General features: G+C 56.7%; 29 protein-coding genes. 11 read left to right on the forward strand and 18 right to left on the reverse strand.

Features of this window, described 5'->3' with window-relative positions; translation table 11 throughout:
* The coding region (locus HBN68_RS22000) for a hypothetical protein (protein WP_222932966.1) at window positions 1–199 on the forward strand (199 nt) is incomplete at its 5' end.
* On the opposite strand, the gene tyrS is transcribed toward HBN68_RS22000, so the two are convergent.
* On the reverse strand, window positions 180–1379 hold the full coding sequence (tyrS, locus tag HBN68_RS00005) for a tyrosine--tRNA ligase (RefSeq protein WP_094992871.1): 1200 nt from the start codon (window positions 1377–1379) through the stop codon (window positions 180–182). The genes HBN68_RS22000 and tyrS overlap by 20 nt on opposite strands.
* A 213-nt stretch (window positions 1380–1592) precedes the next feature.
* Here tyrS and HBN68_RS00010 point away from each other — a divergent pair, with 213 nt between their 5' ends.
* Both HBN68_RS00010 and HBN68_RS00015 read left to right on the forward strand, forming a co-directional pair.
* A complete protein-coding gene (locus HBN68_RS00010) occupies window positions 1593–2993 on the forward strand; it encodes a peptidoglycan DD-metalloendopeptidase family protein (RefSeq protein WP_169962541.1) in 1401 nt (466 codons plus the stop codon).
* Between the two features lie 3 nt (window positions 2994–2996).
* Window positions 2997–4088: an anhydro-N-acetylmuramic acid kinase gene (locus HBN68_RS00015; protein ID WP_094992869.1), complete on the forward strand. Its 1092-nt coding sequence runs from the start codon at window positions 2997–2999 to the stop codon at window positions 4086–4088.
* 74 nt (window positions 4089–4162) lie between these two features.
* Here the strand turns inward: HBN68_RS00015 and erpA are convergent, their stop codons facing one another.
* Window positions 4163–4513 carry an iron-sulfur cluster insertion protein ErpA gene (gene erpA, locus HBN68_RS00020; protein ID WP_169961977.1) on the reverse strand — a complete coding sequence of 117 codons (351 nt, stop codon included), beginning with the start codon at window positions 4511–4513 and terminating at the stop codon, window positions 4163–4165.
* A 135-nt stretch (window positions 4514–4648) separates the two neighbouring features.
* Window positions 4649–5683, reverse strand: a complete 1035-nt coding sequence (argC, locus tag HBN68_RS00025) for an N-acetyl-gamma-glutamyl-phosphate reductase (protein WP_169961979.1) — start codon at window positions 5681–5683, stop codon at window positions 4649–4651.
* Window positions 5684–5817: 134 nt separating this feature from the next.
* On the opposite strand from argC, the gene hemJ reads away from it, so the two are divergent.
* From hemJ to coq7, 6 genes are all read left to right on the forward strand, one after another.
* On the forward strand, window positions 5818–6246 hold the full coding sequence (hemJ, locus tag HBN68_RS00030; protein WP_169961981.1) for a protoporphyrinogen oxidase HemJ: 429 nt from the start codon (window positions 5818–5820) through the stop codon (window positions 6244–6246).
* A 29-nt stretch (window positions 6247–6275) separates the two neighbouring features.
* A complete protein-coding gene (locus HBN68_RS00035; RefSeq protein WP_094992865.1) occupies window positions 6276–7241 on the forward strand; it encodes a nitronate monooxygenase family protein in 966 nt (321 codons plus the stop codon).
* Window positions 7242–7301: 60 nt separating this feature from the next.
* Window positions 7302–7817: a DUF805 domain-containing protein gene (locus HBN68_RS00040; RefSeq protein WP_169961983.1), complete on the forward strand. Its 516-nt coding sequence runs from the start codon at window positions 7302–7304 to the stop codon at window positions 7815–7817.
* Window positions 7818–7893: 76 nt separating this feature from the next.
* Window positions 7894–8682, forward strand: coding sequence for an SDR family oxidoreductase (locus HBN68_RS00045; RefSeq protein ID WP_094992863.1), 789 nt, complete (start codon window positions 7894–7896; stop codon window positions 8680–8682).
* Window positions 8683–8748: 66 nt separating this feature from the next.
* Window positions 8749–9087, forward strand: coding sequence for a histidine triad nucleotide-binding protein (locus HBN68_RS00050; protein ID WP_005792015.1), 339 nt, complete (start codon window positions 8749–8751; stop codon window positions 9085–9087).
* Window positions 9088–9205: 118 nt separating this feature from the next.
* A complete protein-coding gene (gene coq7 / locus HBN68_RS00055; protein WP_094992862.1) occupies window positions 9206–9853 on the forward strand; it encodes a 2-polyprenyl-3-methyl-6-methoxy-1,4-benzoquinone monooxygenase in 648 nt (215 codons plus the stop codon).
* Between the two features lie 73 nt (window positions 9854–9926).
* On the opposite strand, the gene speD is transcribed toward coq7, so the two are convergent.
* Entirely contained in the window at window positions 9927–10718 is a 792-nt protein-coding gene (speD, locus tag HBN68_RS00060; RefSeq protein ID WP_047277964.1) for an adenosylmethionine decarboxylase, read from the reverse strand.
* Window positions 10719–10958: 240 nt separating this feature from the next.
* A complete protein-coding gene (locus HBN68_RS00065) occupies window positions 10959–11381 on the reverse strand; it encodes an OsmC family protein (RefSeq protein ID WP_094992861.1) in 423 nt (140 codons plus the stop codon).
* A gap of 223 nt (window positions 11382–11604) precedes the next feature.
* Here HBN68_RS00065 and crp point away from each other — a divergent pair, with 223 nt between their 5' ends.
* The gene (gene crp / locus HBN68_RS00070; RefSeq protein WP_094992860.1) at window positions 11605–12249 is read left to right on the forward strand and encodes a cAMP-activated global transcriptional regulator CRP; all 645 of its coding nucleotides are present in this window, start codon (window positions 11605–11607) and stop codon (window positions 12247–12249) included.
* Here crp and HBN68_RS00075 read toward each other — a convergent pair.
* The 7 genes from HBN68_RS00075 to rpe form a co-directional block, all read right to left on the reverse strand.
* A complete protein-coding gene (locus HBN68_RS00075) occupies window positions 12246–12947 on the reverse strand; it encodes a lipoate--protein ligase family protein (RefSeq protein WP_094992859.1) in 702 nt (233 codons plus the stop codon). The two genes, crp and HBN68_RS00075, sit on opposite strands and share 4 nt — an antisense overlap.
* Before the next feature lie 28 nt (window positions 12948–12975).
* A complete protein-coding gene (gene trpC / locus HBN68_RS00080; RefSeq protein WP_169961985.1) occupies window positions 12976–13812 on the reverse strand; it encodes an indole-3-glycerol phosphate synthase TrpC in 837 nt (278 codons plus the stop codon).
* A complete protein-coding gene (gene trpD, locus HBN68_RS00085) occupies window positions 13809–14858 on the reverse strand; it encodes an anthranilate phosphoribosyltransferase (RefSeq protein WP_094992857.1) in 1050 nt (349 codons plus the stop codon). Before trpD ends, trpC begins: the two co-directional genes overlap by 4 nt.
* A 9-nt stretch (window positions 14859–14867) precedes the next feature.
* The gene (locus HBN68_RS00090; protein ID WP_094992856.1) at window positions 14868–15461 is read right to left on the reverse strand and encodes an aminodeoxychorismate/anthranilate synthase component II; all 594 of its coding nucleotides are present in this window, start codon (window positions 15459–15461) and stop codon (window positions 14868–14870) included.
* Window positions 15462–15472: 11 nt separating this feature from the next.
* Complete coding sequence (gene trpE / locus HBN68_RS00095; protein ID WP_169961987.1) at window positions 15473–16960, reverse strand: anthranilate synthase component I; 1488 nt, start codon at window positions 16958–16960, stop codon at window positions 15473–15475.
* A gap of 70 nt (window positions 16961–17030) precedes the next feature.
* On the reverse strand, window positions 17031–17849 hold the full coding sequence (locus tag HBN68_RS00100; RefSeq protein ID WP_094992854.1) for a phosphoglycolate phosphatase: 819 nt from the start codon (window positions 17847–17849) through the stop codon (window positions 17031–17033).
* Window positions 17846–18520, reverse strand: a complete 675-nt coding sequence (gene rpe, locus HBN68_RS00105) for a ribulose-phosphate 3-epimerase (protein ID WP_094992853.1) — start codon at window positions 18518–18520, stop codon at window positions 17846–17848. Before rpe ends, HBN68_RS00100 begins: the two co-directional genes overlap by 4 nt.
* Before the next feature lie 217 nt (window positions 18521–18737).
* On the opposite strand from rpe, the gene HBN68_RS00110 reads away from it, so the two are divergent.
* On the forward strand, window positions 18738–19193 hold the full coding sequence (locus HBN68_RS00110; protein ID WP_169961989.1) for a transposase: 456 nt from the start codon (window positions 18738–18740) through the stop codon (window positions 19191–19193).
* Here HBN68_RS00110 and HBN68_RS00115 read toward each other — a convergent pair.
* From HBN68_RS00115 to HBN68_RS00140, 6 genes are all read right to left on the reverse strand, one after another.
* Window positions 19190–20020 (reverse strand): ABC transporter permease, encoded by an 831-nt coding sequence (locus HBN68_RS00115; protein ID WP_169961991.1) that lies wholly within the window; start codon window positions 20018–20020, stop codon window positions 19190–19192. The genes HBN68_RS00110 and HBN68_RS00115 overlap by 4 nt on opposite strands.
* A gap of 10 nt (window positions 20021–20030) precedes the next feature.
* Entirely contained in the window at window positions 20031–21278 is a 1248-nt protein-coding gene (locus HBN68_RS00120) for an ABC transporter permease (protein ID WP_169961993.1), read from the reverse strand.
* A 68-nt stretch (window positions 21279–21346) separates the two neighbouring features.
* The gene (locus tag HBN68_RS00125) at window positions 21347–22387 is read right to left on the reverse strand and encodes an ABC transporter substrate-binding protein (RefSeq protein WP_169961995.1); all 1041 of its coding nucleotides are present in this window, start codon (window positions 22385–22387) and stop codon (window positions 21347–21349) included.
* 35 nt (window positions 22388–22422) lie between these two features.
* Window positions 22423–23547 carry an ABC transporter ATP-binding protein gene (locus tag HBN68_RS00130; RefSeq protein ID WP_094992848.1) on the reverse strand — a complete coding sequence of 375 codons (1125 nt, stop codon included), beginning with the start codon at window positions 23545–23547 and terminating at the stop codon, window positions 22423–22425.
* Between the two features lie 250 nt (window positions 23548–23797).
* Window positions 23798–24427, reverse strand: a complete 630-nt coding sequence (locus HBN68_RS00135) for a response regulator transcription factor (RefSeq protein ID WP_094992847.1) — start codon at window positions 24425–24427, stop codon at window positions 23798–23800.
* 19 nt (window positions 24428–24446) lie between these two features.
* On the reverse strand, window positions 24447–26840 hold the full coding sequence (locus HBN68_RS00140; protein WP_094992846.1) for a sensor histidine kinase: 2394 nt from the start codon (window positions 26838–26840) through the stop codon (window positions 24447–24449).
* Window positions 26841–26886 lie beyond the last annotated feature (46 nt).

Below are 26886 nucleotides of genomic sequence, written 5' to 3' on the forward strand. Positions count from 1 at the left end.
CGAATTCTACAGCGTTACACGCTGCTGTCAACACCTCATTTCCTGCTTCGATGACTTGAAGCTGACACTTTCGAAATCGTTTAACTCTTTGAATCTCAAGGAGTTTTCCGTTTCGACTGCGCCGGAACTGGGGCGCATTATAGGCAAACAAAATGCGCCGTCCAGCACTATTTTCAAATTTATTCAGATTTCAATGTAATTCGAGCAAACGCCTTCTTGCCAGCCTGACAAACATGCGTGGAGCCCAGCACATATATATAGGAGCGATCCACGACCTCACCATCTATACGCACACCACCCGACCCCAACAAATCACGAGCAACAGCAGAGTTCTTCACCAGCCCGGCCTTATTGAGCACAGCCGCAATAGGCATGTCTTCCGCCGCAACCAATTCAATCTCCGGCAAGTCATCCGGCAACTCACCGTCTTTCATGCGATTACCCGCACCACGGTGCGCATTGGCTGCAGCCTCTGCACCATGGAAACGCTCCACAATCTCTTCAGCCAGCTTGATTTTGATGTCACGTGGATTGGCACCGGCCTCAACCTCAGCCTTAAGGCCATTGATCTCATCCATGGAACGAAAGCTGAGCAGCTCAAAGTAACGCCACATCAATGCATCCGGGATAGACACCAACTTGCTATACATCACCCCCGGTGCTTCTTGGATGCCCACGTAATTACCCAAGGATTTGGACATCTTCTTGACGCCATCCAACCCCTCAAGCAAAGGCATCGTGACAATGCACTGCGCCTCTTGCCCATAACCGCGCTGCAACTCACGACCCATCAGCAAATTGAATTTCTGATCGGTACCGCCCAACTCGACATCCGCTCGCAAGGCAACCGAGTCATACCCTTGCACCAAAGGGTACAAAAACTCGTGAATGGCAATCGGCTGATTCGTGGTATAGCGCTTATCAAAGTCGTCGCGCTCAAGCATGCGCGCTACGGTGTATTGGGACGTCAGACGAATAAAATCCGCAGGCCCCATCTGATCCATCCAGGTAGAGTTGAACGCCACTTCGGTTTTCGATGGATCGAGAATCTTGAAGACCTGGGTCTTGTAGGTTTCGGCGTTGTCGAGTACTTGTTCGCGCGTCAGCGGAGGACGCGTCGCACTCTTACCACTTGGATCACCAATCATCCCCGTAAAGTCACCAATCAGAAAGATGACGTGATGTCCCAATTCCTGAAACTGGCGCAGCTTATTGATCAGTACGGTGTGTCCCAAATGCAGATCGGGTGCAGTAGGGTCAAATCCAGCCTTAATACGCAGCGGTTGGCCACGCTTCAACTTCTCAACCAATTCAGACTCGACCAGTACCTCTTCGGCACCACGCTTGATTAGCGCTAGCTGCTCTTCAACCGACTTCATATCAGACCCGTAAGGCTCAAATTCAAAGGGATCCAACCATACAAGATCACCCGCTAAATACAAGTTCTGGCAGGCGTACGGGTGGCTATCTGTCAGTTAATGTGTGGTCAACTTGCTTCAAGGGCGTTTTGGTTATATTTTATACAGTTATTTCATCTTCACCGTGTCAGTCATCTTTTCCAATTCATCCTTTATCTCAAAGTCAAATTACCTATGACCAGTCAACCGCCTAAAGCGCCACCGCTTTATCCGAAGACCCACCTTCTCGCCGCAAGCGGGATCGCAGCTTTATTGAGTTTGGCGCTGCTGGTGTTTCCCTCCAGCGAAGTAGAAGCCAAACGCACGACTCTAAATCTGGAGCTGGAAACCCCTGCTGAACAACTGACACAAGATCAAGACGCCGCCGAACTCGTTCAGGCCACAAATGAAGCTACACCCGCCCCGTTTACCCAAATAGATCAGCAAGACAGTACGCCCGCTGCGACTGCAAAAGTTGAAGACAAGAAAGAGCCGAGCCACCGCGAAGTAGTTGTCGCCAAAGGTGACACGCTCTCTACGCTTTTTGAGAAGGTGGGCCTTCCCGCCTCATCAGTGCATGAGGTTTTGGCCAGCGACAAACAAGCCAAACAGTTCAGCCAGCTTAAACATGGCCAGAAACTAGAGTTTGAGATGGGCGCAGACGGCCAGCTCAACAACCTGCACAGCCGCGTCAGCGATCTTGAAACAATCACCCTGAGCAAGACGGCAAAAGGGTATTCGTTTCGCCGTGTTACTGCGCAGCCGACAGTGCGCACAGCTTACGTTCACGGCGTAATCAGCAGCTCGCTTTCTGCTTCCGGTCAGCGTGCCGGCCTGCCCCACAGCATGACGATGGATATGGCCAAAGTATTCGGTTATGACATCGACTTTGCCCAAGACATTCGTCCAGGTGACCAGTTTGAGGTTATCTACGAGCAAAAAGTGGTCAACGGGAAAACAGTGGGTACTGGCAACATCTTGTCTGCACGTTTCACCAACCGCGGCAAGACCTATACAGCCGTTCGCTACACCAACAAGCAGGGCATCAGCAATTACTACACGGCTGATGGCAATAGCATGCGCAAGGCATTCATCCGCACACCGGTAGATTTTGCCCGCATCAGCTCACGCTTTTCTTCCGGGCGCAAACACCCGATCCTGAACAAAATTCGTGCTCACAAAGGCGTGGATTATGCTGCTCCACGCGGCACTCCCATCAAGGCCGCTGGCGATGGCAAAGTGTTACTTGCAGGCCGGCGCGGTGGTTACGGCAACACCGTGATCATTCAGCACGGCAACACATATCGCACGCTCTATGGGCACATGCAGGGGTTTGCCAAAGGCGTCAAAACTGGCGGCTCCGTCAAGCAGGGGCAAGTGATTGGCTACATTGGCACCACCGGCCTGTCGACAGGTCCGCACTTGCACTATGAGTTTCAGGTCAACGGCGTCCACGTTGACCCGCTTGGGCAAAAGCTGCCAATGGCTGACCCGATTGCCAAAAATGAACGCGCCCGGTTCATGCAACAGAGCCAACCGTTAATGGCCCGCATGAATCAGGAAAAAGCCACAATGCTTGCTTCGAGCAAGCGCTAAGCCATGGCGCTCTACATAGGGGTAATGTCCGGCACAAGCCTTGATGGCATGGACATCGCCTTGATTGAGTTAGGGGCGAGCATAAAGCTTCTCGCCTCTCACTACACCCCCATGCCTTCGTCATTACGCGCCGAATTACTCGGCCTTTGCACCAGCGGCCCTGACGAAGTTGCACGCTGCGCCATTGCTGAAAATCATTGGGTTGAGCTTGCAGCGCAAGGGGTGCACGCACTTCTCGCACAACAGCAGCTCTCTCCAAAAGACATCCGGGCGATAGGTAGCCATGGCCAGACCATCCGGCACGAACCCGCCCTGGGCTTTACGGTACAAATCGGTAACCCAGCGTTATTGGCCGAGCTAACAGGTATTTGTGTGGTCGGTGATTTCCGTCGCCGGGATGTAGCAGCTGGCGGCCAGGGTGCGCCGCTTGTGCCTGCATTTCACGAAGCCCTGTTCAATAACGAGGGTAGCTATCGAGCCGTATTGAACGTAGGCGGGTTCAGCAACCTAAGCTTGATAACACCTACCGAGCCTGTAGCTGGTTTCGACTGCGGCCCGGGAAATGTCTTGCTGGATGCCTGGATACAAGATACACGCGGCGACCTCTATGACCGCAGCGGCCAGTGGGCGGCCAGCGGCACTGTGGAGCCCATCCTTCTCAAGAGCTTGTTAAGCGATCCATTCTTCAAGACACAGGGTCCGAAAAGCACCGGGCGTGAGGTCTTTAACCTGAATTGGCTGAAGCATCACCTCGTCAGCTTGCCAGCATTCCCCGCTGAAGACATTCAAGCAACCCTGCTCGAACTCACAGCGCTTACGATCGTGAACTCACTGCAAATAGCCCAACCGCGCACCGACGAGCTTCTGGTATGCGGTGGTGGTGCGCACAACACCGCGTTGATGACACGGCTGGCTTCGCTTCTTCCACATACCAAGGTCAATAGCACCCTGATCAAAGGGGTGGATCCCGATTGGGTAGAGGCCATGGCATTTGCATGGCTGGCCCATTGCTGTCTGGAGGGTATTCCCACCAACCGCCCCAGCGTGACGGGTGCACGCGGCATGCGTATCCTCGGCGCTATCTATCCCGCCTGAACACCCACTCCATAAACGGCAGACAGCAAAACGCCGCGTATCGACGCGGCGTTTAGCGTGCTTCTACTACCCGATCAAATCGAGAATGACGAGCCACAACCACAGGTCGTAGTGGCATTCGGGTTCTTGATCACAAAACGCGAACCTTCCAGACCTTCCTGATAGTCCACCTCAGCACCCGCCAGGTACTGGAAGCTCATTGGGTCAACCACCAGGCTCACACCCTCGCGCTCGACGATAGTGTCATCGTCTGCAACGTCCTCATCAAACGTGAAACCGTACTGAAAACCTGAACAACCGCCGCCCGTCACAAATACGCGCAGCTTCAAACGATCATTACCCTCTTCATCGACCAGGCTCTTCACCTTGTGCGCAGCACCTTCGGTGAATTGCAAAGTCATGGGGGTGAAGGATTCGACGCTCATGCTGACTATCTCCCGGCGCTATGCCGCCATAATGCGTGATGACGCGCATTATCCGCTTCTCCTAGAAAAGCGGTCAACTATTCATAAGTAGCAGCGGCAAGCTGGGCACTTACCGCTTGAGCATATCTGCTGGTGTTAAGGCAGCATTCCGGCATGGGACAGGCCCAGACGCTCATCCAGACCAAACAGGATATTCATGTTCTGTACAGCCTGGCCCGACGCCCCCTTGACCAAATTGTCGATGACCGACAACACCACCACCAGATCACCATCCTGCGGGCGGTGAATGGCGATACGGCACACATTGGCGCCTCGCACACTGCGAGTTTCAGGGTGGCTGCCAGCGGGCATCACATCCACAAAAGGCTCATTGGCATAACGCTTTTCAAACAACGCCTGCAGATCCACAGAACGATCGGCAACAGTGGTGTACAACGTGGAATGGATTCCGCGAATCATCGGCGTCAAATGTGGAACAAATGTCAGCCCGACATCTTTACCGGCGGCCCGACGTAGCCCCTGACGTATTTCAGGCAGGTGACGATGCCCTTTAACGGCATAAGCCTTCATGCTTTCGGACGTTTCTGCATACAGGGAACCTACACTAGCGCCTCGACCAGCCCCGCTGACGCCCGATTTACAGTCGGCAATCAACACCGATGTATCGGCAAGGCCAGCTTCCAGCAGAGGTAAAAAACCTAGCTGGGTGGCCGTCGGATAACAACCCGGCACAGCAATCAGACGGGCTTGCCTGATTTGTTCACGATTCACCTCCGGCAAACCATAAACAGCTTCCTTGAGCAGCTCAGGCGCGCCATGCGGCTGACCGTACCATTTAGCCCACTCATCAGCATCTTGCAGACGAAAATCGGCCGACAGGTCGATCACCTTGGTACCTGCCGCAAGCAATTCACCCGCCAAGGCATGAGCCACACCATGCGGCGTCGCGAAAAAAACCACGTCACATGCCGCCAGTGTCTGAGTATCCGGCACGCTAAAGGTAAGGTCGTCGTAATGACCGCGCAGGTTGGGATACATATCGGCAACCGGCAGGCCCGCTTCGGATCGAGAAGTGATCACCACCACTTCAGCCTGCGGATGCTGTGCCAGCAAACGCAGCAATTCGACCCCGGTGTAACCCGTGCCGCCGACAATACCGACCTTGACCATAACCTGCCCCTCAACGAACCCACTGGAAAGCCCTCGATAATAGGGACAGCGCGTCCCTGCGACAACCGCCAAGGTGACTCACAGACGCTCTACTACTACTATTTGATCTACCGTGAACCTGGGAATAACTAAAAATGCTTTATCTATGGCTAAAAGCCTTCCACATCATCAGCATCGTCTGTTGGTTTGCTGGCCTGTTTTACCTGCCTCGCCTGTTTGTTTACCACGCACAAAGCGAAGATTCCGTCAGCAAAGAGCGATTCAGCGTAATGGAGCGCAAGCTGTATCGGGGCATCATGGGACCCGCGATGATCGCCACAATCATTTTTGGCGGCTGGTTGATCAGCCTTAACCCTGGCGGCTACTTCAGCCAGGGCTGGATGCATGCCAAATTGACATTGGTGGTGCTGCTAATCGGCTATCACCATATGTGTGGCGCACAGGTGAAGCGCTTCGCCCGTGGAGAAAATACCCGCAGCCATGTGTACTTCCGCTGGTTCAACGAAGTACCTGTCCTGTTTCTGATCGCTATCGTCATTCTTGTGGTGGTCAAACCGTTCTAACTCATCTCATCTTTCAACGAGGTTATCCGATGTCACTGCCTGCCCTGCTTGAACAACGCTTACGCCTGCCGGTGGTGGCCGCGCCGATGTTTCTGATTTCCAACCCGCAACTGGTACTTGCCTGTTGCCGTAATGGCGTAGTCGGCAGTTTTCCGGCACTGAACCAGCGCGACAGCCTGGGGTTCAAGGCCTGGCTTGAGGAAATCGAAGCAGGCCTTACGCTACTGGATAACCCGGCGCCCTACGCTGTGAACCTGATCGTGCACAACAGCAACCCGCGGCTTGAAGCAGACCTTGCCATTTGCGTCGAGCACAAAGTGCCCATCGTGATCACCAGCCTGGGCGCCGTCAAAGAGGTGGTCGACGCCGTTCACAGCTATGGCGGCGTGGTCTTCCATGATGTCACCACCCGCCGTCACGCCGAAAAGGCCGCGCAAGCAGGTGTAGATGGCTTGATTGCCGTCGCTGCTGGCGCAGGTGGGCATGCGGGCACTTGGAGCCCTTTCGCCCTGGCAGCAGAAATACGCCAGTTCTTCGACAAAACGCTCCTTCTCGCAGGCTGCCTGAACCATGGCCACGAGATATTGGCAGCTCAAACAATCGGCGCCGATTTGGCTTACATGGGCACGCGCTTTATCGGAACCTGCGAAAGCCATGCTCCTGAGGCTTATAAAGAGATGCTGCTCGCATCCCACGCGGCCGATATCATCCACACCCCGGCCGTGTCAGGCGTACCTGCCAGCTTTATGCGGCAAAGTCTTGAAAACGCCGGCTATGACTTGGCGGCGTTGCAAAGCAAAACGGAGTCAGGAAACAAACTGAAACCGCTCAGTGATGAAGCCAAAGCCTGGAAAACCGTGTGGTCGGCAGGTCAGGGCGTAGGCGAAATTTCCGACTTGCCTTCAACAGATGAGCTGATCGCACGCCTGGAAGAAGAATACCGTCAGGCGTTAAGCGAAACTCAACGGCTATCCGAGCATTGGCCGCACCGTTGAAACAGCGAAGCCCGCCACTCGGCGGGCTTTAATTTTTAGCTACCGGACAAGGAAGTAGTAATGCCAGAAATTAGCCTGGAAAAATCACCTCAAACGGTTTACGGCACGCTGGATCCATTGGGGTTCAACGGTCGCATTGGCCGTATGCGAATGCTGGCGTGGACACTGGTGCTCACGGCAATCGCTGGCGCCGTCCTCATCCCGTCCATGCTGATAACCCACATTTCCTACACATTGGGGATCACCTGCAGCCTGACGGTGATGCTGGCCTATTTGATCATCAGCCTGAGAATAAGCGCGCAGCGCCTGCATGACCTCAATTGGTCAGCGTGGATGCTCTTGCTGCATCTTGTGCCCGTCGCGACCCTGATTCTCTCCTTCATGCTGGTATTGATGCCGGGTACAACGGGGCCGAATCAGTATGGTCCGCCACCTCCCCCTAACAGCACTGCAGTCAAAGTCCTGGCCTGGGTTTCGATCACTCTTGCGATCCTTTCAATAATCGCGACAATCCTCGCCTTCACACTTGGCCTCGCGGCCTCGTTCATCAACGCAGCCAGCACCAACAGCCTGTAGACTGCGCTTTTTAATAAACGCGCTAACGCCAGGGACATCATTGTCACCGGACTGAACCGTTGCGATGGAGAACAGCATGACCCGTTACGCTTTGATCACTGGCGCCTCAAGCGGCATTGGCCTGGCCCTGGCAGAAGCCCTAGCCCGTCGCGGGCGCAGTTTGATCCTGGTTGCCCGCCAACGGGATGCACTGGAGGCCATCGCCCTCGAATTCACTCAGCGCTTTGGCGTAGAAGTGCTGATCCGCGCCTGCGATTTGGGTGAGCCGCTGAGGTTGTCGGGCTTCCTGCTGGAGCTGGAAGAAGGTGACAGACAGATTGATTTGCTGATCAATTGCGCGGGGATCGGCACCTGCGGTCCTTTCCTGGCGCACGACTGGAGCGCTGAGCAAGACTTGATCGAACTCAATGTGCTGGCACTTACTCGGCTGTGCCACGCCATCGGCAATATGATGGCGGTACAGGGCGGCGGGCAGATCCTGAACGTTTCATCGATCGCGGCGTATCAGCCGGGTCCTTGGTTGAGCACCTACTTCGCGAGTAAAGCGTATGTACTGCACTTTTCGGAGGGTTTGCGCGAAGAGGTCAAGAAAACCGGGATCAAGGTGTCAGTGCTCTGCCCCGGCATCACCCGCACCGGTTTTTTTGAGGCAGCGAACATGAACGCCGAACCCCTCAAACACAATCGTCATGCACTGAGCCCCGAAGAAGTCGCGCTCTATACCGTACGCGCACTTGAAAAGAACAAGGCCATCATCATGCCGGGCTGGCGAAATCGCTGGCTGACCCGTGTGCCTCGCGTACTGTCGCGCTGGATGACACGCAAAATCGCCGCCTCGGTTAACAAGTCGTACTGTCCTCGTTAAGGTAGCTGGCCGCCCAACGATCCCCTGAGTACACTCAGAACAGACTTCACTTACGGAGATACAGCTTTGGATACTCTGTTCACCAAGATCATCAACCGTGAAATACCCGCGAAGATCATCTACGAAGATGATCAGGTACTGGCCTTTCACGACATTGCGCCACAAGCGCCTGTGCATTTTCTGGTCATTCCGAAAAAACCAATTCGCACCCTCAACGACCTGACCGAAGAAGACAAAGCACTGGCCGGTCATATTTTGTTCACCGCCCAGCGTCTGGCCGTGGAACAAGGCTGCGAGAAGGGTTTTCGCGTTGTCATGAACTGCAATGAAGATGGCGGCCAAACGGTTTACCACATCCATATGCATGTGCTGGGTCAGCGCCAAATGAACTGGCCTCCGGGCTGATTCAGCGACAATCATGCGCGGGAACGCCAAACGCTCCCGCGCTTGCCCATGATCCAACGCAAACCCTGCCTGCCCGATTGGGGTAAACTGGCCGCCGTGATTTTTCCCGGAGGTAAGCATGACTACCCAACGTCACTACTCGCCGATTGACCGCCTTCTGTTACAAGCTGATACCGCAATGCGCACCTTGCTGCCTTTCAGTGGCCAGCCGTATCGCCCCTCGCCTGCCATCGTCAAACCTGAAAACCCTCTGGGGGAACAGGCCACGCGTCATGTGGCGGGCCTCATGCGGATTAACCATACCGGCGAAGTCTGCGCCCAGGCCTTGTATCAGGGCCAGGCCCTGACCGCCAAACTGCCGCATGTGCGCGAAGCCATGGAACATGCCGCTGAAGAAGAAATCGATCACCTGGCCTGGTGCGAACAACGTATTCGCCAACTGGGAAGCCATCCGAGCGTGCTAAACCCGCTGTTTTACGGCATGTCTTTCGGAATTGGCGCGGTGGCGGGTCTGATCAGCGACAAGGTCAGCCTGGGTTTCGTCGCCGCAACCGAAGATCAAGTGTGCAAGCACTTGAACGAACACTTGGCGCAACTGCCGCCCGAGGATGAAAAGTCGCGGGCCATTCTTGAACAAATGCGCATCGACGAAGAACACCATGCTGAATCCGCCCTGGACGCTGGCGGTTATCGTTTCCCGGCACCCGTGAAGTTTGGCATGAGCCTGATGGCAAAAGTCATGACCAAAAGCACCTACCGCATTTAATCGCCCTCGCGCAACGTACGCACAAAAAAGGCGGCTTACCTCACGGTAGCCGCCTTTTTTTGATGCTCGCTGCTTACGACATGTTGCGCGCGTAAAAGATTTCGAGCATTTCGTGCTTCACACGCTCAGTGACCTGAGCGCGCTGCTCGGTCGAAAGGTTGCTCGTGGCATCGCCGAACAGGTAGTTATCCAGTTCGAAGTCCTTGAGCAGCATCTTGGTATGAAACAGGTTCTCTTGGTACACATTCACGTCAGTCATTTGATAACCGTCGCGCGTGTCTTCGGAGAGGTAGTTCTGGATCGAATTGATCTCATGATCGATAAAGTGCTTTTTGCCTTCCACGTCACGGGTAAAGCCGCGCACGCGATAGTCGACCGTCACGATATCCGAATCAAACTGATGGATCAGATAGTTGAGAGCTTTAAGCGGTGAAATAACGCCGCACGTCGACACGTCGATGTCCACACGGAACGTCGCGATGCCGTCCACCGGATGAATCTCCGGATAGGTATGCACCGTGATATGACTTTTGTCGAGGTGACCCAAAATGGTCTCTGGCAGCGGGCCTGGGGATTCTTCGATCTGGCTTTCGGTAGGTGTTACCGGCTGCTCGGAAATCAGAATAGTCACGCTGGCGCCTTGGGGATCGTAATCCTGACGGGCGATGTTCAGGATGTTGGCACCAATGATATCAACCACATCTGTAAGGATCTGCGTCAGGCGTTCTGCGTCGTACTCTTGATTGATGTACTCAACGTATGCCTGCTGGTCTTGCGGGGTTTCCGCATAGCAGATGTCATAGATGTTGAAGCTCAAGGTCTTTGTCAGGTTATTGAACCCGTGGAGCTTGAGTTTGCTTTTCACCGTAATAAAACTCTCTATGTCGATGCGGCTCGGCCGCGTGATCCAGCATGCCCGTCAAGTGCGTGGGACGCACCTGCGTAGGACGGTTAACACCTCTTCGCGATGGCGATTTTGGTTATCTGTTCGGACCCGCCGCCGGGATGATTCCCCGCCACGACCCTTAAAAAAGTGGCGCATTATGCAGACGTCAGCGACTGATCGCCAGAGTCTGCAATGCTTTTATGAAAATTGAATGTCCACTCAGCCCAGTTCGATTATTTCGTAGTCGTGGCTGATGGCGACCCCGGCCGCGCCCAGCATGATCGACGCCGAGCAATACTTCTCGGCAGACAGTTCGATCGCACGTTTGACCTGTGGCTCTTTCAACCCGCGGCCCTTGACCACGAAGTGCAGGTGGATCTTGGTGAACACTTTCGGGTCTTCAGTGGCGCGCTCCGCATCCAGGAACGCCTCGCAGCTTTCGACTGCCTGACGCGATTTCTTGAGAATGCTCACCACATCAAAGTTGCTGCAACCGCCAAGGCCCAGCAGCAGCATCTCCATGGGGCGCACACCCAGGTTCCGGCCGCCGCTTTCTGGAGGCCCGTCCATGACGACGACGTGGCCACTGCCCGATTCGCCCAAAAACATGGCCTCGCCCGCCCATTGAATGCGTGCCTTCATCGCTCAGACTCCACTGTCTTAAAAGGGGCGCCAGCTTATCACAGCGCCTAAATTCGATGACCGACCGCCAGCGAGGGTTTGTCTTACAGCGTTCAAGGAAATTTCTGCATTAGGTAAAGAATTCGTCTGTTAAGCTGGCGCCAATTAGCTGGCGCCAAGCCGGCAAGCGCTCTATATAAAAATAGATCTGACCCTTACCGTGCAGGCTTTACGGGACACAACCATGGTTGCCCTTACTCCCATACCCAAGATCAAAAACCTCGACAAATTTCTGACTCATTGCCAACGCAAGCGTTATCAAGCCAAAAGCAACATCATTTGTGCCGGTGAACGCTCGCAGACGCTGTTCTTCATCGTCAAAGGCTCGGTGACCATCGTGATCGAAGACGACGACGGTCGCGAGATGATCATTGCCTACCTCAATGCAGGGGACTTTATTGGCGAATTGGGGTTATTCGAGCAACCGGGCCTTGAGCAGGCGCGCAGTGCCTGGGTCCGGGCCAAGACGGAATGCGAAGTAGCAGAAATCACTTACGCCAAATTCAGGGAATACGCGCATCAGGAACCTGAAATTCTGTACGCCCTCAGTGGCCAAATAGCTCAACGACTGCGTAACACCACGCGCAAGGTCGGTGATCTGGCGTTTTTTGATGTTACGGGGCGCGTTGCACGCTGCCTGCTTGAATTGTGCAAGCAACCTGACGCAATGACTCATCCTGATGGCATGCAAATCAAAGTCACGCGCCAGGAAATCGGCAGGATTGTCGGTTGTTCGCGGGAGATGGTCGGGCGTGTGCTCAAGGACCTGGAAGAGCAAAACCTGGTCAGCGTCAAAGGCAAGACCATGGTCGTGTTCGGTACGCGTTAAGGCGTGAGCAAGGGCAACAGAATGCCTTGATAGCGGGCCTGTAACTGTTCGAAAAAATCAGGTGCCGCAAAGACCTCATGCAAGGCGATGTGGCTGTCCGCACGGCAACGCTGTTCCAGTAAACACAGCTCATTGAAGCGATTGACCGATGCCACCATCGATTCACGCTCGTCATCCAGCAACAATGCGCCATGAACTAGCCCGACCGGGCGCTGCCCGCCCTGACTTTGACGCCAGCGCTGAGCGGTGCCCACCAGCTTGCGTCCGTTCAGGTTGACGTTGAAACGGCCATCGCAGAAAGCCCCTTCAATTTCTCCCAAGGACGCAATGCCGCCCAATTCGGTCAAAAGATCGCAGATCGGTTGGCACAAACGGCGATAAGCCGTTTCGATTCGTCCCTGATCACCCTCGCTGCGTGGCGGAGCGTAAACCAGGGCGATGTTGACCGTAGACGCCGACTGCGGAACCGGCTCACCGCCCGTCTCACGCAACAGGATCGGCCAGCCGCTGGCAGCCAGTTCAACACTCGCACTCTCGAAGCCGGGCAGTCGAGCCAAACGCTTGGGCATGACCAGCGCCCGATCGGTAGGCTGCCAAAACAGCACCCCGGCCTCACGCTCACCCGCGCAAACCGACGCCAATAAATCCTGTTCGGCTTTGAGGCCGGCTTCGACAGAAAGACGCTGAGTGCTGGTCATGGAAGTCCTTGGAAAACAGAGACCGGGTTTAATCCGCTGTCGAACTCGATAGTGGCGTACCGCGCTCCGGGAAGAACAACCGTTGCAGTTCAGCGCCCGGATTTTCAGCGCGCATGAACGCTTCACCGACCAGGAACGAATACACCTCGCTGATTTCCATCAGCTCGACATCGGCACGGTTCAGAATTCCGCTCTCGGTAATCACCAGTCGATCACGCGGCACACGCGGCAGCAGGTCCAGCGTGGTTTCCAGGCTTACGTCGAACGTATGCAAGTTGCGGTTGTTGATGCCGATCAACGGTGTATCGAGGGTTTTCAACGCACGTTCCAGCTCATCGCCATCATGCACCTCAACCAGCACATCAAGCCCGACACTTTTGGCAACACTGGCCAGCTCGGCCATTTTGACGTCATCCAGCGCGGATACGATCAACAACACGCAGTCCGCACCCAACGCGCGGGCTTCAACGATCTGATAAGGATCGATCATGAAGTCCTTGCGAATGACCGGCAGCTTGCACGCGGCACGCGCCTGCTGCAGGTATGCATCGGCACCTTGAAAGTAATCGATGTCGGTCAGCACTGACAGGCAGGTGGCGCCGCCTTTTTCATAACTTTGCGCAATCTCGGCAGGCACGAAGTGTTCGCAAATGACACCTTTGCTCGGGGATGCCTTTTTGATTTCGGCAATCACGGCCGGTTGTTTCAGCTTGGCTTGCGCCAGCAAAGCGTTGGCAAAGCCCCGGACTGGATCGGCCTGAGCGGCCTGACGTTCAAGCTCAGCCAGACTGATGCGCGTGCTGCGTTCGGCCACTTCCTGAACTTTACGCGCCAGAATTTTTTCCAGAACGGTTGGCACACTCATGCTTCATTCTCCTGCTTGAAAATCGCGGTAAACGCGCCCAGTTCTTCCAGCTTCTCCCGGGCCAGCCCGGTGTGCAGCGCATCGTGCGCCAGCGCCACACCCTCTTTCAGAGTGTAGGCAAGATCGGCTGCGTATAACGCAGCACCGGCATTGAGCACGATCATCTCAGCGGCCTTTTGCCCGGCCTCGGTTTTACGACGCCCCAACGCATCGCGAATCAGCTCCAGCGATTGTTCAGGGCTGTCGACCACCAGACCAAACAGGCTTTGACTCTTGATGCCCAGATCTTCGGGCTGAACCCAATACTCAGTGATCTCACCTTTGCGCAGCTCAGCGACATACGTAGGCGCGGCAAGACTGAACTCGTCCAGCCCGTCCTGCGAATGAACCACCAGCACATGTTTGCTGCCCAGACGCTGCAACACTTCAGCCAATGGACGGCACAATGCCTGATTGAACACGCCGACCACCTGATGCAACACGCCCGCCGGATTCGTAAGCGGGCCGAGCATGTTGAACAAGGTGCGCAGGCCCAAATCGCGACGCGGGATGGCCGCGTGCTTCATGGCGCCATGATGGGATTGAGCAAACATGAAACCGATGCCCACACTGTCGATGCAGCGTGCCACTTGCACCGGGGTCAGGTTCAGGTAAACACCCGCGGCCTCGAGCAAATCGGCACTGCCGCTTTTGCCGGATACGGCGCGATTACCGTGTTTGGCAACGGTGCAACCGGCTGCCGCGATCACCAGCGCGGATGCTGTGGAGACGTTGAAAATATTCGCACCATCGCCGCCGGTGCCAACAATATCCACCACGCCCTCGAGCGTATTGAGTTCAACTTTGTCCGCCAGCTCGCGCATAACAGTAACGGCACCGACGATTTCATCAATGCTTTCACTCTTCATGCGCATGCCCATCATGAAGGCGCCGATCTGCGCCTCGGTGCATTGGCCGGTCATGATGTCGCGCATCACATCGCGCATTTCCTCGGTGCTCAGGTCGAGGTGACCGACGATACGGTTCAGGGCAGTCTTGATATCCATATGAAGTCCTTAGCGCGTGCCGCCGGTTTGTTTAAGAAAATTGGCGAACAGTTCATGACCTTGTTCGGTCAGGATCGATTCAGGGTGAAACTGCACCCCTTCGATGTTGAGGGTTTTATGGCGCAAGCCCATGATCTCGTCGACCGAACCATCGGCATGTTGCGTCCAGGCCGTCAGCTCGAGGCAGTCGGGCAATGTCTCGCGCTTGACCACCAGCGAGTGATAGCGAGTAACGGTCAACGGGTTGTTCAACCCCTGGAACACCCCCGTATCGAGGTGATAAACCGGACTGGTCTTGCCATGCATCACCTGACGCGCTCGCACCACGTCGCCGCCAAAGGCCTGGCCGATGGATTGATGCCCCAGGCACACGCCCAGAATTGGCAATTTGCCCGCAAAGTGCTGGATGGCTTCCAGCGAGATGCCTGCCTCATTCGGCGTGCACGGGCCGGGCGAGACCACAATGCGCTCGGGCTTGAGCGCTTCGATCTCGGCCACGGTCAGCTCATCGTTGCGCACCACCTTGACCTCTGCACCCAGCTCGCCGAGGTACTGCACTACGTTGTACGTAAAAGAGTCGTAATTATCGATCATCAGCAACATGGCTAAGCTCCTCAGGCGTCGGACGCGGGGGTTTGTTCGGCGAGCGCTACGGCACGAAACATCGCGCGGCGTTTATTCAGCGTCTCTTCCCACTCCAGGGCCGGTACCGAGTCAGCGACAATGCCGCCACCCGCTTGCACATGCAATTCACCGTTCTTGATCACCGCCGTACGAATGGCGATGGCCGTGTCCATATTGCCGTTCCAGGCGAAGTAACCGACCGCACCGCCATACACACCACGCTTGACCGGCTCCAGCTCGTCGATGATTTCCATCGCACGGATTTTCGGCGCACCCGACAACGTGCCTGCCGGGAGAATCGCCCGCAGCGCGTCCATCGCCGTCAGACCGCTTTTTAGCTGTCCGGTGACGTTGGAAACGATGTGCATCACGTTGGAGTAACGTTCGATCACCATTTTTTCGGTGAGCTTGACCGAGCCGATTTCAGAGACCCGGCCGGTGTCATTGCGCCCCAGGTCGATCAGCATCAAGTGTTCGGCGATTTCCTTGTCATCGCTGAGCAGGTCTTGCTCCAGCGCCACATCCGCTTCTTCGGTTGCTCCCCGCGGGCGGGTGCCAGCAATCGGGCGCACGGTAATCAGGTTGTCTTCGACCCGCACCAGCACTTCAGGCGAACTGCCCACTACGTGGAAGTCACCGAAGTTGAAAAAGTACATATAAGGTGTCGGATTGAAGCAGCGCAGCGCGCGGTACAAATCAATCGGCGCGGCCTTGAAGTCGATGGACATCCGCTGCGATGGCACAACCTGCATGCAATCGCCCGCCAGGATGTAGTCCTTGATGGTGTCGACGGCTTTCTCGTAGTCGCTCTGGGTAAAGCTGGAGCGGAAAACCGGATCAGCAGCCTGTTGTGCCGTGAAGTCCAGACCGCGGCGCGGCGCAATCGGCTGGCGCAGTTGCTCAAGCAAGGCTTCAAGCCGCGCCTGACCGTCTTCGTACGCATCAGGCTGTGCCGGATCGACCAGCACAATCGCGTGCATCTTGCCTGCCAGGTTGTCGAACACCACCACGGCATCCGACACCATCAACAGGATGTCCGGCACGCCCAGCGGATCAGGGTTCGGGCATTTGCCCAAACGTTTTTCCACATACCGCACACAGTCATAACCGAAGTAGCCCACCAGCCCGCCATTGAAACGCGGCAATCCGGCAATGGTCGGCACGTTGTAACGGGCCTTGAAGGCTTCGACAAACGCCAGCGGATCATCGGCCTCGCAGGACTCGATCTCAACACCGTCGTGGGTCACGCGCACCTGATGGTCGTGTACCCGCAATACGGTGCGGCACGGTAAACCGATGATCGAGTAACGCCCCCACTTCTCGCCGCCCTGCACCGACTCCAGCAAATAGGAGTTGGGCTCATCGGCCAATTTCAAGTAGATCGACAGCGGTGTGTCGAAGTCGGCAAGGGTTTCGCGGGCAAGCGGGATACGGTTATAGCCGGCAGCGGCCAAACGCAGGAATTCTTCACGGATCATGAGGTGCCTCGTGGTCTGAGAGTCAAACAGTCAGGTATGCAAACGTGCCGGATCTCCGGCCAGATTCAAGTCAGGCGCGCCAACGCCAACGGGCCAGGGCCTTGATAACTTTCATCCAGAGTTTGCGAGTGACCACCACGATGGAATCTCTACGAGAGGGGTGAACAGAAGAGCCCAACGGTATCTCAGCCGCCGAATCTAAGCAACCGGCTATCAGCTCCTGCAAATTGCCAATCACCATGTCAGGCGACTCTTCTTCAATCGGGCGACCGTGGTTGTAGCCGTAGTTCAGGGCCACGCAACGCACGCCAGCAGCTTTGGCTGCCAACACGTCATTGCGTGAATCACCGATAAACATCGATTGCTGCGGGGTAACCCCGGCCATTTTCATCACAAACAGCAGCGCGGCGGGATCAGGCTTTTTCTGTGGCAAGGTGTCACCGCCAATGATCCAGCGGAAAAACCGGCCCAGCTTCAACTCATCCAGCAGCGGCGCCACGAAGCGTTCGGGCTTGTTGGTAATCAGGGCCATTTCGACGCCCTGCTTTTGCAGCCACTTGAGGCTTTCACGCACGCCCGGGTAAACCTTGGTGTGCGCATGGCCACCCTCGTAGGCCTCCATGAACACTTCCAACGCCTGCTCAGCCTCGGCATCATCGACGCCCGACGCATCCAGATTGCCTGCCAGCGCCCGGCGCACCAGCATCGGCGCCCCGTTGCCGATCCACATCTTGACGTTTTCGAGCCCGGCAGGCGGACGCCCAAGCGTCTGCAACATGGTTTCCACCGCAGCCGCGAGGTCCGGCACCGAATCAATCAGGGTGCCGTCCAGATCGAACATCACCAGTTTTGGCAGCTGCCCTTGCAGTAGCTGCTCAAAACCGCTCATGGGCGAGCCAACGCAAGCTCGGCGCGCATTTTTTGAATCACTTCTTCGTAATTCGGCGTGTTGAAAATTGCCGAGCCCGCGACAAACGTGTCGGCGCCAGCTTCTGCAATTTCACGGATGTTGCCGACGTTCACCCCCCCATCGATCTCCAGACGGATGTCGCGGCCCGACGCATCGATCAGCGCACGGGCTTCACGCAATTTGTCGAGAGTACCGGGAATGAACTTCTGGCCGCCGAAGCCGGGGTTCACGCTCATCAGCAAAACCATGTCGACCTTGTCCATCACGTACTTGAGCACGTCCAGCGGGGTGGCCGGGTTAAACACCAGGCCCGCCTTGCAACCACCTTCGCGGATCAATTGCAGGGAACGGTCGATGTGCTGCGTGGCTTCAGGGTGGAAGGTGATGTAAGTCGCGCCAGCTTCGATGAAGTCACCGATGATGCGGTCCACCGGGCTGACCATCAAATGCGCGTCGATGGGAGCCGTGATCCCGTACTTGCGCAAGGCCGCGCACACCATCGGGCCGATGGTCAGGTTGGGCACGTAATGATTGTCCATGACATCGAAGTGAACGATGTCAGCACCCGCTGCGAGAACGTTGTCCACCTCTTCGCCAAGACGGGCGAAATCGGCAGAAAGAATCGATGGGGCAATAGCGAAGGGCTGCATGACGCACCTTTTAGTGAGCTAAACACGGTGGCGCGCATTGTATACCGCCGACCGCGACCCGCACACCGCCTCGCAGACGCTACGCGACCGATCGCAGCCTTCGGCGGCGAGTGAGCCCCCAGGGAGCTTCCGGCAATATCTTGCGAACAAAGGCACAAGGCATGCTTTCACAACCCGTCTAGGTTTAAACAACGATCACCACGAGGAAGGCAACGGAATGCCGAAGTCCTACAGCAGCGGGCAACTCTTGAAAGGCCGTAACACCGAGCCCGGCCGTGTTTATTTGCTCACCACCGTTACCGAACAACGCCGCCCGATCTTCAGCGACTTTCACGTGGGACGTCTCGTGGTCAATCAACTCAAGCAGGCGCACGACGATGGCATCGTCAAGTCAATCGCATGGGTTGTGATGCCTGATCATTGCCACTGGCTTGTCGAGTTGCGTCACAAAACGCTGGGAGAAGTGATGTGCAGGGTTAAATCGCGCAGCAGCCTGACCATCAACGAAATGACCTGCGCCAGTGAGCGTGTCTGGCAAAAAGGGTTTTATGACCGCGTCCTGCACGAAGAAGACCTCAAGGCCACCGCCCGCCACCTGATCAAAAACCCGATTCGCGCGCAACTGACTACACGAATTGGGGATTACCCGTTATGGGACGCCTGTTGGGTCTAGGCCTGAACCTGCGCCGTACGCATTTTCTCGCTGCGCCCGCGCAACCACTCAAGGGTCAGCAGCAGTACCACAGAGAATGCGATCAGCAACGTGGCCGCCGCCGCAATGGTCGGGCTGAGGTTTTCGCGAATGCCGCTGAACATCTGGCGTGGCAAGGTCGCTTGCTCAGGCCCGGCCAGAAACAGCGTCACCACCACTTCATCAAATGACGTGGCGAAGGCGAACAAGGCACCAGAAATGACGCCCGGCGCAATCAGCGGCAAGGTCACCCGACGGAACGCCGTCAAGGGCGACGCCCCCAGGCTGGCAGCCGCACGCACCAGGTTGTGATTAAAACCCTGCAATGTCGCAGACACGGTGATGATGACAAATGGCACACCTAACACCGCATGCACCACGATCAACGAGAAGTAACTGTTGCCCAGTCCCAGCGGTGCAAAAAACAGGTAACTGGCCACGCCGATGATGACCACTGGCACCACCATAGGCGATATCACCAGTGCCATGACCAGCGCCTTGCCCGGGAAGTCACCACGGGTGAGACCAATCGCCGCCAACGTACCGAACACCATAGCCAGCACTGTGGCAGCCGGCGCAACGATGACGCTGTTTTTCAGCGCGCGCATCCATTCGGCAGAGGCGAAGAAATCCTGATACCAGTGCAGGGAAAACCCTTGCAGCGGGTACACCAGAAAACTCCCCGAGTTGAAGGACAGCGGAATGATGACCAGCACAGGCAAGATCAGGAACAGCAAAATCAGTGCGCAGAGAATGCGCAAACTGTAAAACCAGATCCGTTCAATGGGAGACATGTACGGGCTCAGCATGGCGTTCTCCTTAATTCAAACGCAGGCGGGTGGCACCCACCAGCCAGTTGTAAATCAGGTACAGCACGACAGTCGCCAGTAGCAGCAAGCCGCCCAGTGCCGTGGCCATGCCCCAGTTGATACTGGTGTTGGTGTAGAACGCCACAAAGTAACTGACCATTTGATCGTTCGGGCTGCCGAGCAAGGCGGGGGTGATGTAGTAGCCAATTGCGATGATGAACACCAGCAAGCAACCAGCCCCCACACCGGCATAAGTTTGTGGGAAATACACACGCCAGAAGCTCGTAAATGGGTGGCATCCCAATGAGATGGCCGCACGCATATAGGTCGGAGAAATACCCTTCATCACGCTGTAAATCGGCAGGATCATAAATGGCAGCAAGATGTGCACCATTGCGATGTACACGCCGGTGCGATTGAACACCAGTTCCATCGGTTTATCGATCAGCCCCATGCTCATCAACGCGCTATTGATCAACCCGCCCGATTGCAGCAACACAATCCAGGCCGCGACCCGCACCAGCACAGACGTCCAGAACGGCAGCAGCACCAGAATCATCAACAGGTTGCTCTGGCGTGCAGGCAAGTTGGCCAGCAGATAGGCCAAAGGGTACGCCAGCACCAGACAGATGCAGGTAATGACCAGCCCCATCCAGAAGGTCCGGGCGAAAATATCCAGATAAATCGCCTGATCCGGAGTAGCGGGAGCCACTTCACCCAAGTCATCAATACGGTGATCGACAGCCGCCAGCAGATAAAACGGCGTCACACTTGAGCTGTTGCGCTTGATCGCCTGCCAATACGCCGGATCACCCCAACGCTCGTCGAGGGCTTCCAGTGCATCTTTATAAGAGTCAGGTGCAACCTTGAAAGGCAGCGCTTTGGCGGTTTTCATCAGCAAACTGCGATAACCGGCCAATTCCATGTTCAGACGTTTCGACAAATCACCCAGGACTTGATTCTTTCGCGCCTCAGCCAAGTCTTCGCTAAGCGCCAGATACACCGGTTCGGCCGGTAAGCCTTTACCATCCCACCCATGCACGGCCACCACAGTGCGTGGCAGACCTTCGACCACTTCCGGGTTGCCGACACTTTTATAAAGCAGCGCTGCAATTGGCACCAAAAACACCAGCAGCAAGAAAATCACCAGAGGCGCAATCAACGCCTGTGCTTTCCAGCGATTCACGCGCTCGGCATGCGCCAGACGCTTCTTCAAGCTGGGGCTGGAGACTTCGTTCAGGGGGATGGCGATGGCCATGGCGAACTCCGCAAATCTTTAAACAAGGGCGGCGCGACCCGATCAGGCGCGCCGCGTGTCAGCGCTGCTTACTTGGCAGCCCAGGCGTTAAAACGCTGCTCCAGTTGCTCACCGTTATCAGCCCAGAAGCTGACATCGATCTGCACTTGATCCTTGATGTTCTCGGGTGCTGTCGGCATGTCCGCTTGTACCGCCTGCGGCAGCAAAGGCATCGCCTCTTTATTGGCCGGGCCATACGCGATGTTTTGCGAGTACATGCTCTGCTGCTGAGGTTGCAGCGTGAACTGCATGAACTTCTTCGCCGCGTCGGCTTTGTCTTTGCTCAAGCCTTTAGGGATGGCCCAGGCGTCAAAGTCGTAAATCCCGCCATTCCAGACAATTTTCAGGTTGCTCTCTTTCTGCACCGCGGCGATACGCCCGTTGTACGCAGAGCTCATCACTACATCGCCTGAAGCCAGGTACTGCGGTGGCTGTGCACCGGCCTCCCACCACTGAATGCTGGGCTTCAGCTCGTCGAGTTTCTTGAAGGCGCGGTTCTGGCCGTCCTTGCTCGCCAACACCTTGTACACGTCCTTGGGCGCAACGCCGTCTGCCATCAAGGCAAATTCCAAGGTGTACTTGGCGCCCTTACGCAACCCGCGCTTGCCGGGGAATGTTTTGGTGTCCCAGAAATCCGCCCAACTGGTCGGCGCTGTTTTCAGCTTGTCGGCGTTGTACGCCATCACAGTCGACCACACGAAGAAACCAGCGCCGCATGACTGAATTGCACCGGAAACGTACTGATCAGGATTGCCGAACAGTGCCGGGTCCAGTTGCTCAAACATGTCTTCATCACAGCCACGGGATAATTCCGGAGACTCAACTTCGACCAGGTCCCACGAGATGCTTTTGGTGTCGACCATGGCCTTGATCTTGGCCATTTCGCCGTTGTATTCACCGGCGATGATTTTGCCGTCGCCCTTGGCTTCCCAAGGCGCGTAGAACGCTTTGACCTGCGCGGCCTTGTTCGCCCCGCCAAACGAGACCACGGTCAGGTCGGTGGCTGCCAACGCACTGGCGGCGCACATCAGGCCCAAGCTCAAGGCCGTGAGTTTCAGTGTTTTATGCATTTTTATTCTCCACAGGGTTGGTGAAGCCGGGGCGATTAATTCGCCTCTAAGAGAGGGTCCAGCGCACGTACGTGTTCAACCTGCCAACCGAGTGGCACCACGTCACCGACGGCCAGCGTCGGGTCCAGTTCGGCAATCGGCTGTTTCACAAAAAAATCGTTCTTACCGCAGACTTCCAGACGCACCCGCACGTGGTCGCCCAGATAGATGAACTCTTCGACGCGCCCCGAGAACCGGTTCACGCAAGCCTCGCTGGCGCCGTTAAGGCTGATGCGTTCCGGTCGGATCGACAGGGTCACGGGCTCGCCGGTACGGCCGACATTCACCGCCAGCGCCTGAACCTTCTCGCCTCGGCTCAGCTCTACCACGCAGCGCTCGCCGTCCTGACTGTGCAGGCGGCCATTGAGGCGATTGTTCTCGCCAATGAAGTTGGCAACAAAGGTGTTCTTGGGTTCTTCATACAAGCAACGCGGCGGGGCGATCTGCTGGATTTCACCTTGATGAAACACCGCCACCCGATCCGACATGGTCAGCGCTTCGCCCTGATCGTGAGTGACGTAGACCACTGTCACGCCAAGGCGCTGGTGCAGGTGCTTGATCTCCATCTGCATGTGCTCGCGCAGCTGTTTATCCAGTGCCCCCAGCGGTTCGTCCATCAACACCAGCTGCGGTTCGAACACCAGCGCCCGCGCCAGCGCAACCCGCTGTTGCTGGCCGCCGGAAAGCTGTGCCGGGTAACGCTGGGCGAAGGCATCGAGCTGCACCATGCTCAGCACGCGCTTGACCCGCTCGCTGATGTCGGTGCGATTGAGGCCGCGCACCGACAACGGGAAACCCAGGTTTTCGGCCACAGTCATGTGCGGGAACAACGCATAGTTCTGAAACACCATGCCGATGTCGCGTTTGTGCGGCGGCACGTTGTTGATAGAACGGCCCCCCAGCTGGATCTCGCCCGCGGTGGGGGTTTCAAACCCTGCGAGCATCATCAAGCTAGTGGTTTTGCCCGACCCAGACGGCCCGAGCAAGGTCAGAAACTCGCCTTTGCGAATGTCCAGGTTAAGGTCTTTAACAATCAGGTTTTCGCCATCGTAGCTTTTCTGCACACCACGAAAGCTGACCAAAATGTCATTCGACCCAGCGCTTGCACCGACCTCACTCATAGCCACACCTTTTTGTTTTGGACTGCTGTAGTCCAAGACTAAAGAAGGCATTACCCCCCAGAAATCGGGGCGCAGGAGAGATTTACATCAGGAGCCTGGAAGATTGCGTGTAGGGCACGCCCTACAAGGATGTCGTGAATAGAACACTGGGTAACGGCGGACACCGCTAGCGGCTGAAACGCCGCTCAAAAACAGTCGCAAACAGGCATGCCCTGCAGCCTCGGCTAAAACGCTCGCAGCTCGTCAGCCGTTACACCAGCTTATGCTCCATTGCGTATTTCACCAGTTCCGCCAACGAGGTGACGTGAAGTTTTTGCATCAGCCGCGCTTTGTGGGTGCTGATGGTTTTGCTGCTCAGGGCCAGTTGCTGGGCGATATCATTCACGTTCACCCCTTGCGCCAGCCGTTCAAACACCGAGAACTCGCGCTCTGACAACAGCGCATGCAGCGGGCGTGAGTCAGTCAGCCCTACTTCAAAGACCATCCGGTCCGCCAGCTCGGGGTCGATGTAGCGCCCGCCCGCCGCGACTTTACGAATGGCCATCAGCAAGAGTGCGGGATCGCTGTCCTTGGTCGCGTAACCCGCCGCGCCGAATTTCAGCGCCCTCGCCGCCATCTGTGCCTCGTCGTGCATCGACAGCACCAGGATCGCGGGCGGGTTATTCAAGGCCCGGATGCGCGGGATCGCTTCCAGCCCGTTCACGCCGGGCATGGAAATGTCCAGCAGCACCACCTCGCACGGCACATGGCGCAGGGTTTCCAGCAATTGCTCGCCATTGCTTGCCTCCCCCACCACCCGCAGGTCCTTGGCCAGGCCGATCAATTGCTTGATCCCTTCCCGCACGATGGTGTGGTCTTCAGCTACCAGTACACGAATCACAGACAGCTCCTCCTCAAGGTCATTGCGGATCCGTGGTCAACGGTACCCGCACACTCAGCGTCGTGCCTTCACCCGGCACACTGTGCACCGACAGCGTGCCGCCCATCATCAATACACGTTCACGCATGCCCACCAGCCCGAAGGACGTCGGCCTGCCCGTGACAGGAATAAAGCCCTGGCCATCATCGCTAATGGTCAGGCACAACGCATGCGCTTCAACGGTCAGGGTTAACTCTACGGTTTGTGCCTGAGCATGACGCATCACGTTGGTCAGCGCCTCCTGCAAAATTCGGAATAGTCCTACTTCCTTGGCCGCACTCAGCGGTGGTAAATGCTCAGGAACCTGCACCAGACATGGAATGTGCGTACGCGCTTCGAAGCGCTGCGCCTGCCATTCGATGGCCGAACTGATACCTGCATCCAGAATTGGCGGCCGCAGCGCAGTGGCCACATCGCGCACCAACTGGAACAACTGGGCGATGAGCTTTTTCATGCTGTTCAAGCGCTCACGCAGGCCAGGGTCCAGATCCGCATAGGCCAGCTCGCACATGGAGGTTTCAAGCTTGAGCACGGTCAACATTTGCCCCAACTCGTCGTGCACTTCTCGGGCAATGCGCGCCTTTTCTTCTTCGCGCACACTTTCAAGGTGCGCCGACAGTTCACGCAACTGCCCGCGAGAACTGTCCAGTTCCAGTTCGATACGCTTGCTTTCGCTGATGTCCCAGACGATGCCGTCCCACACCACAGTGCCATCTTGCAGGCGACGGGTAATGGCCTTGATCTCGGCCCAGCGCTGCTCGCCTTTACGCGTGACAATCCGCCCCTGCCATGACCAATCGCTGTCGCTGTCGAGCGCCTGATCCTGCACACGGTGGTAATCCGCCTTGTCGTCCGGGTGCACAAGGCTGCGCAAACCGACTTCACGTTTACGTAACGTCGCTGGCGAGAACCCGGCCAGACTTTCGCTACCTTCACTGATGTAGGGGAAGTCCAGCTCGCCCGTGAGTAATGAACGCTCCAGACGAAACACCAGCCCTGGGACGTTGGCCGCGATCCCTTGCAGGCGAGCATCACTTTCTTGCAACGCCGCCTGCACACGACGGCGCTCGGTGATGTCATTGAGATACACCACCAAGTATTCAGCGGCCTGAAAGCGCAAAAAACTGAGCGTGACGTCGGCCGGGAAGGTGCTGCCATCCGCACGCACGCAATTTGTTTCAAACCGTTGCGCGCCCTCTTCGCCAGCCCGCGCACGCTTCCATAGCCCCAACCAGCGGTCCATGCTCAGCCCCGGTTCAAAATCACTCAAAGGCCGCTCAAGCAGGGCACCCGGCGCGCACCCTAGCATGTGCTCGGCGGCCAGATTGGCATAGCGCACGTGACTGTCCCAATTGACCCAAAGGATGCCAACCGGGCTGCGGTCAATTGAAAACTGAGTCAGCCGCAATGCCTCGGCACTCGCTGCGCGCAGGGCGATGTCTTCGCGTGCACTCAGCAGCGCCCGTTCCAGTGAGGTTTGCTGGCGACGCTGCCAGAACACAATCGCCATGCTCGCCAGCAGTAAGGTACCGATCAACAGGCTGAAGTTCTGCCAAAAACCGGGAGACGGTCCGGCGTGGGGATACTTGGGCTGCAACCAGCGCGCGTGCAACTGCTCCATGTCCCGCGCCGGAATGGCGTGCAAACCGCGCTCGACGATGCTGGCCAGCTCCGGCCAGTCGCGCCGGGTGGCCACGCGCAGCAAGAGTGGCAAACCAATATCACCTACCACTGCCAATCCTGAGAACTCGGGTTCGCTGGACAAGCGACTGAGCTGCGCTTCATCAATCACGGCGTAAGTGGCTTGCTGGCTCAGCAACAATTGCAAGGCCTGGCGCTCCAGTGGAACACCCTGCAAATTCAGCCCCGGATAGCTGGTTCGCAAGAACTCTGCCGTGGCGCCAGGCATGCGCACGGCCACGCGAGTCTTGCTGTCGAGGCGCTCCAAATCGACAGCGCCGCTGCCGTCGCGCACGCCCACAATCAGCTGCGGGACGCGCATGTAGGGGTCAGAAAATTGCCACAGCCGCAGTCCCGCCGGGGTTTGCATCAGGCCCGGCACCAGGTCAATTTCCCCGTCACGGGCGGCTTTTTCCAAGTGCGCCAGGTCCGGGTAATTGCGCCACAGCAACTCAACGTTAAGTGCCTGCGCCAACCATTTCATCAGTTCAACATTGGCCCCGGACAGCTGCTGCAAGCGCTGGTCAAAGCGCGCGTACGGGGCTTGCAGCACCAACCCGACGCGTAATTCCCGATGCTGCGACAGCCATTGCTGTTGCTCGGCACTCAATTGCGCCGCTGGCACAGGCGCCGCGTGGCCCATCAAGGGCAGCCAAAACCAGCCGATAACCAACAGATAGCAAAAACGTGTCATCTGAACGCTCACACCCTGACAAATACTGATCAACCCTTTAGGCTGC

The organism is Pseudomonas sp. WS 5078 (genome assembly GCF_012985745.1).
Lineage (GTDB): Bacteria > Pseudomonadota > Gammaproteobacteria > Pseudomonadales > Pseudomonadaceae > Aquipseudomonas > Aquipseudomonas lundensis_A.

Excerpts from the sequence above, each read along its gene's own strand:
- tyrS (WP_094992871.1), bottom strand. The coding sequence starts at position 1,379 with ATGAAGTCGGTTGAAGAGCAGCTAGCGCTAATCAAGCGTGGTGCCGAA.
- HBN68_RS00010 (WP_169962541.1), top strand. The coding sequence starts at position 1,593 with ATGACCAGTCAACCGCCTAAAGCGCCACCGCTTTATCCGAAGACCCAC.
- HBN68_RS00015 (WP_094992869.1), top strand. The coding sequence starts at position 2,997 with ATGGCGCTCTACATAGGGGTAATGTCCGGCACAAGCCTTGATGGCATG.
- erpA (WP_169961977.1), bottom strand. The coding sequence starts at position 4,513 with ATGAGCGTCGAATCCTTCACCCCCATGACTTTGCAATTCACCGAAGGT.
- argC (WP_169961979.1), bottom strand. The coding sequence starts at position 5,683 with ATGGTCAAGGTCGGTATTGTCGGCGGCACGGGTTACACCGGGGTCGAA.
- hemJ (WP_169961981.1), top strand. The coding sequence starts at position 5,818 with ATGCTTTATCTATGGCTAAAAGCCTTCCACATCATCAGCATCGTCTGT.
- HBN68_RS00035 (WP_094992865.1), top strand. The coding sequence starts at position 6,276 with ATGTCACTGCCTGCCCTGCTTGAACAACGCTTACGCCTGCCGGTGGTG.
- HBN68_RS00040 (WP_169961983.1), top strand. The coding sequence starts at position 7,302 with ATGCCAGAAATTAGCCTGGAAAAATCACCTCAAACGGTTTACGGCACG.
- HBN68_RS00045 (WP_094992863.1), top strand. The coding sequence starts at position 7,894 with ATGACCCGTTACGCTTTGATCACTGGCGCCTCAAGCGGCATTGGCCTG.
- coq7 (WP_094992862.1), top strand. The coding sequence starts at position 9,206 with ATGACTACCCAACGTCACTACTCGCCGATTGACCGCCTTCTGTTACAA.
- HBN68_RS00065 (WP_094992861.1), bottom strand. The coding sequence starts at position 11,381 with ATGAAGGCACGCATTCAATGGGCGGGCGAGGCCATGTTTTTGGGCGAA.
- crp (WP_094992860.1), top strand. The coding sequence starts at position 11,605 with ATGGTTGCCCTTACTCCCATACCCAAGATCAAAAACCTCGACAAATTT.
- HBN68_RS00075 (WP_094992859.1), bottom strand. The coding sequence starts at position 12,947 with ATGACCAGCACTCAGCGTCTTTCTGTCGAAGCCGGCCTCAAAGCCGAA.
- trpC (WP_169961985.1), bottom strand. The coding sequence starts at position 13,812 with ATGAGTGTGCCAACCGTTCTGGAAAAAATTCTGGCGCGTAAAGTTCAG.
- trpD (WP_094992857.1), bottom strand. The coding sequence starts at position 14,858 with ATGGATATCAAGACTGCCCTGAACCGTATCGTCGGTCACCTCGACCTG.
- HBN68_RS00090 (WP_094992856.1), bottom strand. The coding sequence starts at position 15,461 with ATGTTGCTGATGATCGATAATTACGACTCTTTTACGTACAACGTAGTG.
- trpE (WP_169961987.1), bottom strand. The coding sequence starts at position 16,960 with ATGATCCGTGAAGAATTCCTGCGTTTGGCCGCTGCCGGCTATAACCGT.
- HBN68_RS00100 (WP_094992854.1), bottom strand. The coding sequence starts at position 17,849 with ATGAGCGGTTTTGAGCAGCTACTGCAAGGGCAGCTGCCAAAACTGGTG.
- rpe (WP_094992853.1), bottom strand. The coding sequence starts at position 18,520 with ATGCAGCCCTTCGCTATTGCCCCATCGATTCTTTCTGCCGATTTCGCC.
- HBN68_RS00110 (WP_169961989.1), top strand. The coding sequence starts at position 18,738 with ATGCCGAAGTCCTACAGCAGCGGGCAACTCTTGAAAGGCCGTAACACC.
- HBN68_RS00115 (WP_169961991.1), bottom strand. The coding sequence starts at position 20,020 with ATGCTGAGCCCGTACATGTCTCCCATTGAACGGATCTGGTTTTACAGT.
- HBN68_RS00120 (WP_169961993.1), bottom strand. The coding sequence starts at position 21,278 with ATGGCCATCGCCATCCCCCTGAACGAAGTCTCCAGCCCCAGCTTGAAG.
- HBN68_RS00125 (WP_169961995.1), bottom strand. The coding sequence starts at position 22,387 with ATGCATAAAACACTGAAACTCACGGCCTTGAGCTTGGGCCTGATGTGC.
- HBN68_RS00130 (WP_094992848.1), bottom strand. The coding sequence starts at position 23,547 with ATGAGTGAGGTCGGTGCAAGCGCTGGGTCGAATGACATTTTGGTCAGC.
- HBN68_RS00140 (WP_094992846.1), bottom strand. The coding sequence starts at position 26,840 with ATGACACGTTTTTGCTATCTGTTGGTTATCGGCTGGTTTTGGCTGCCC.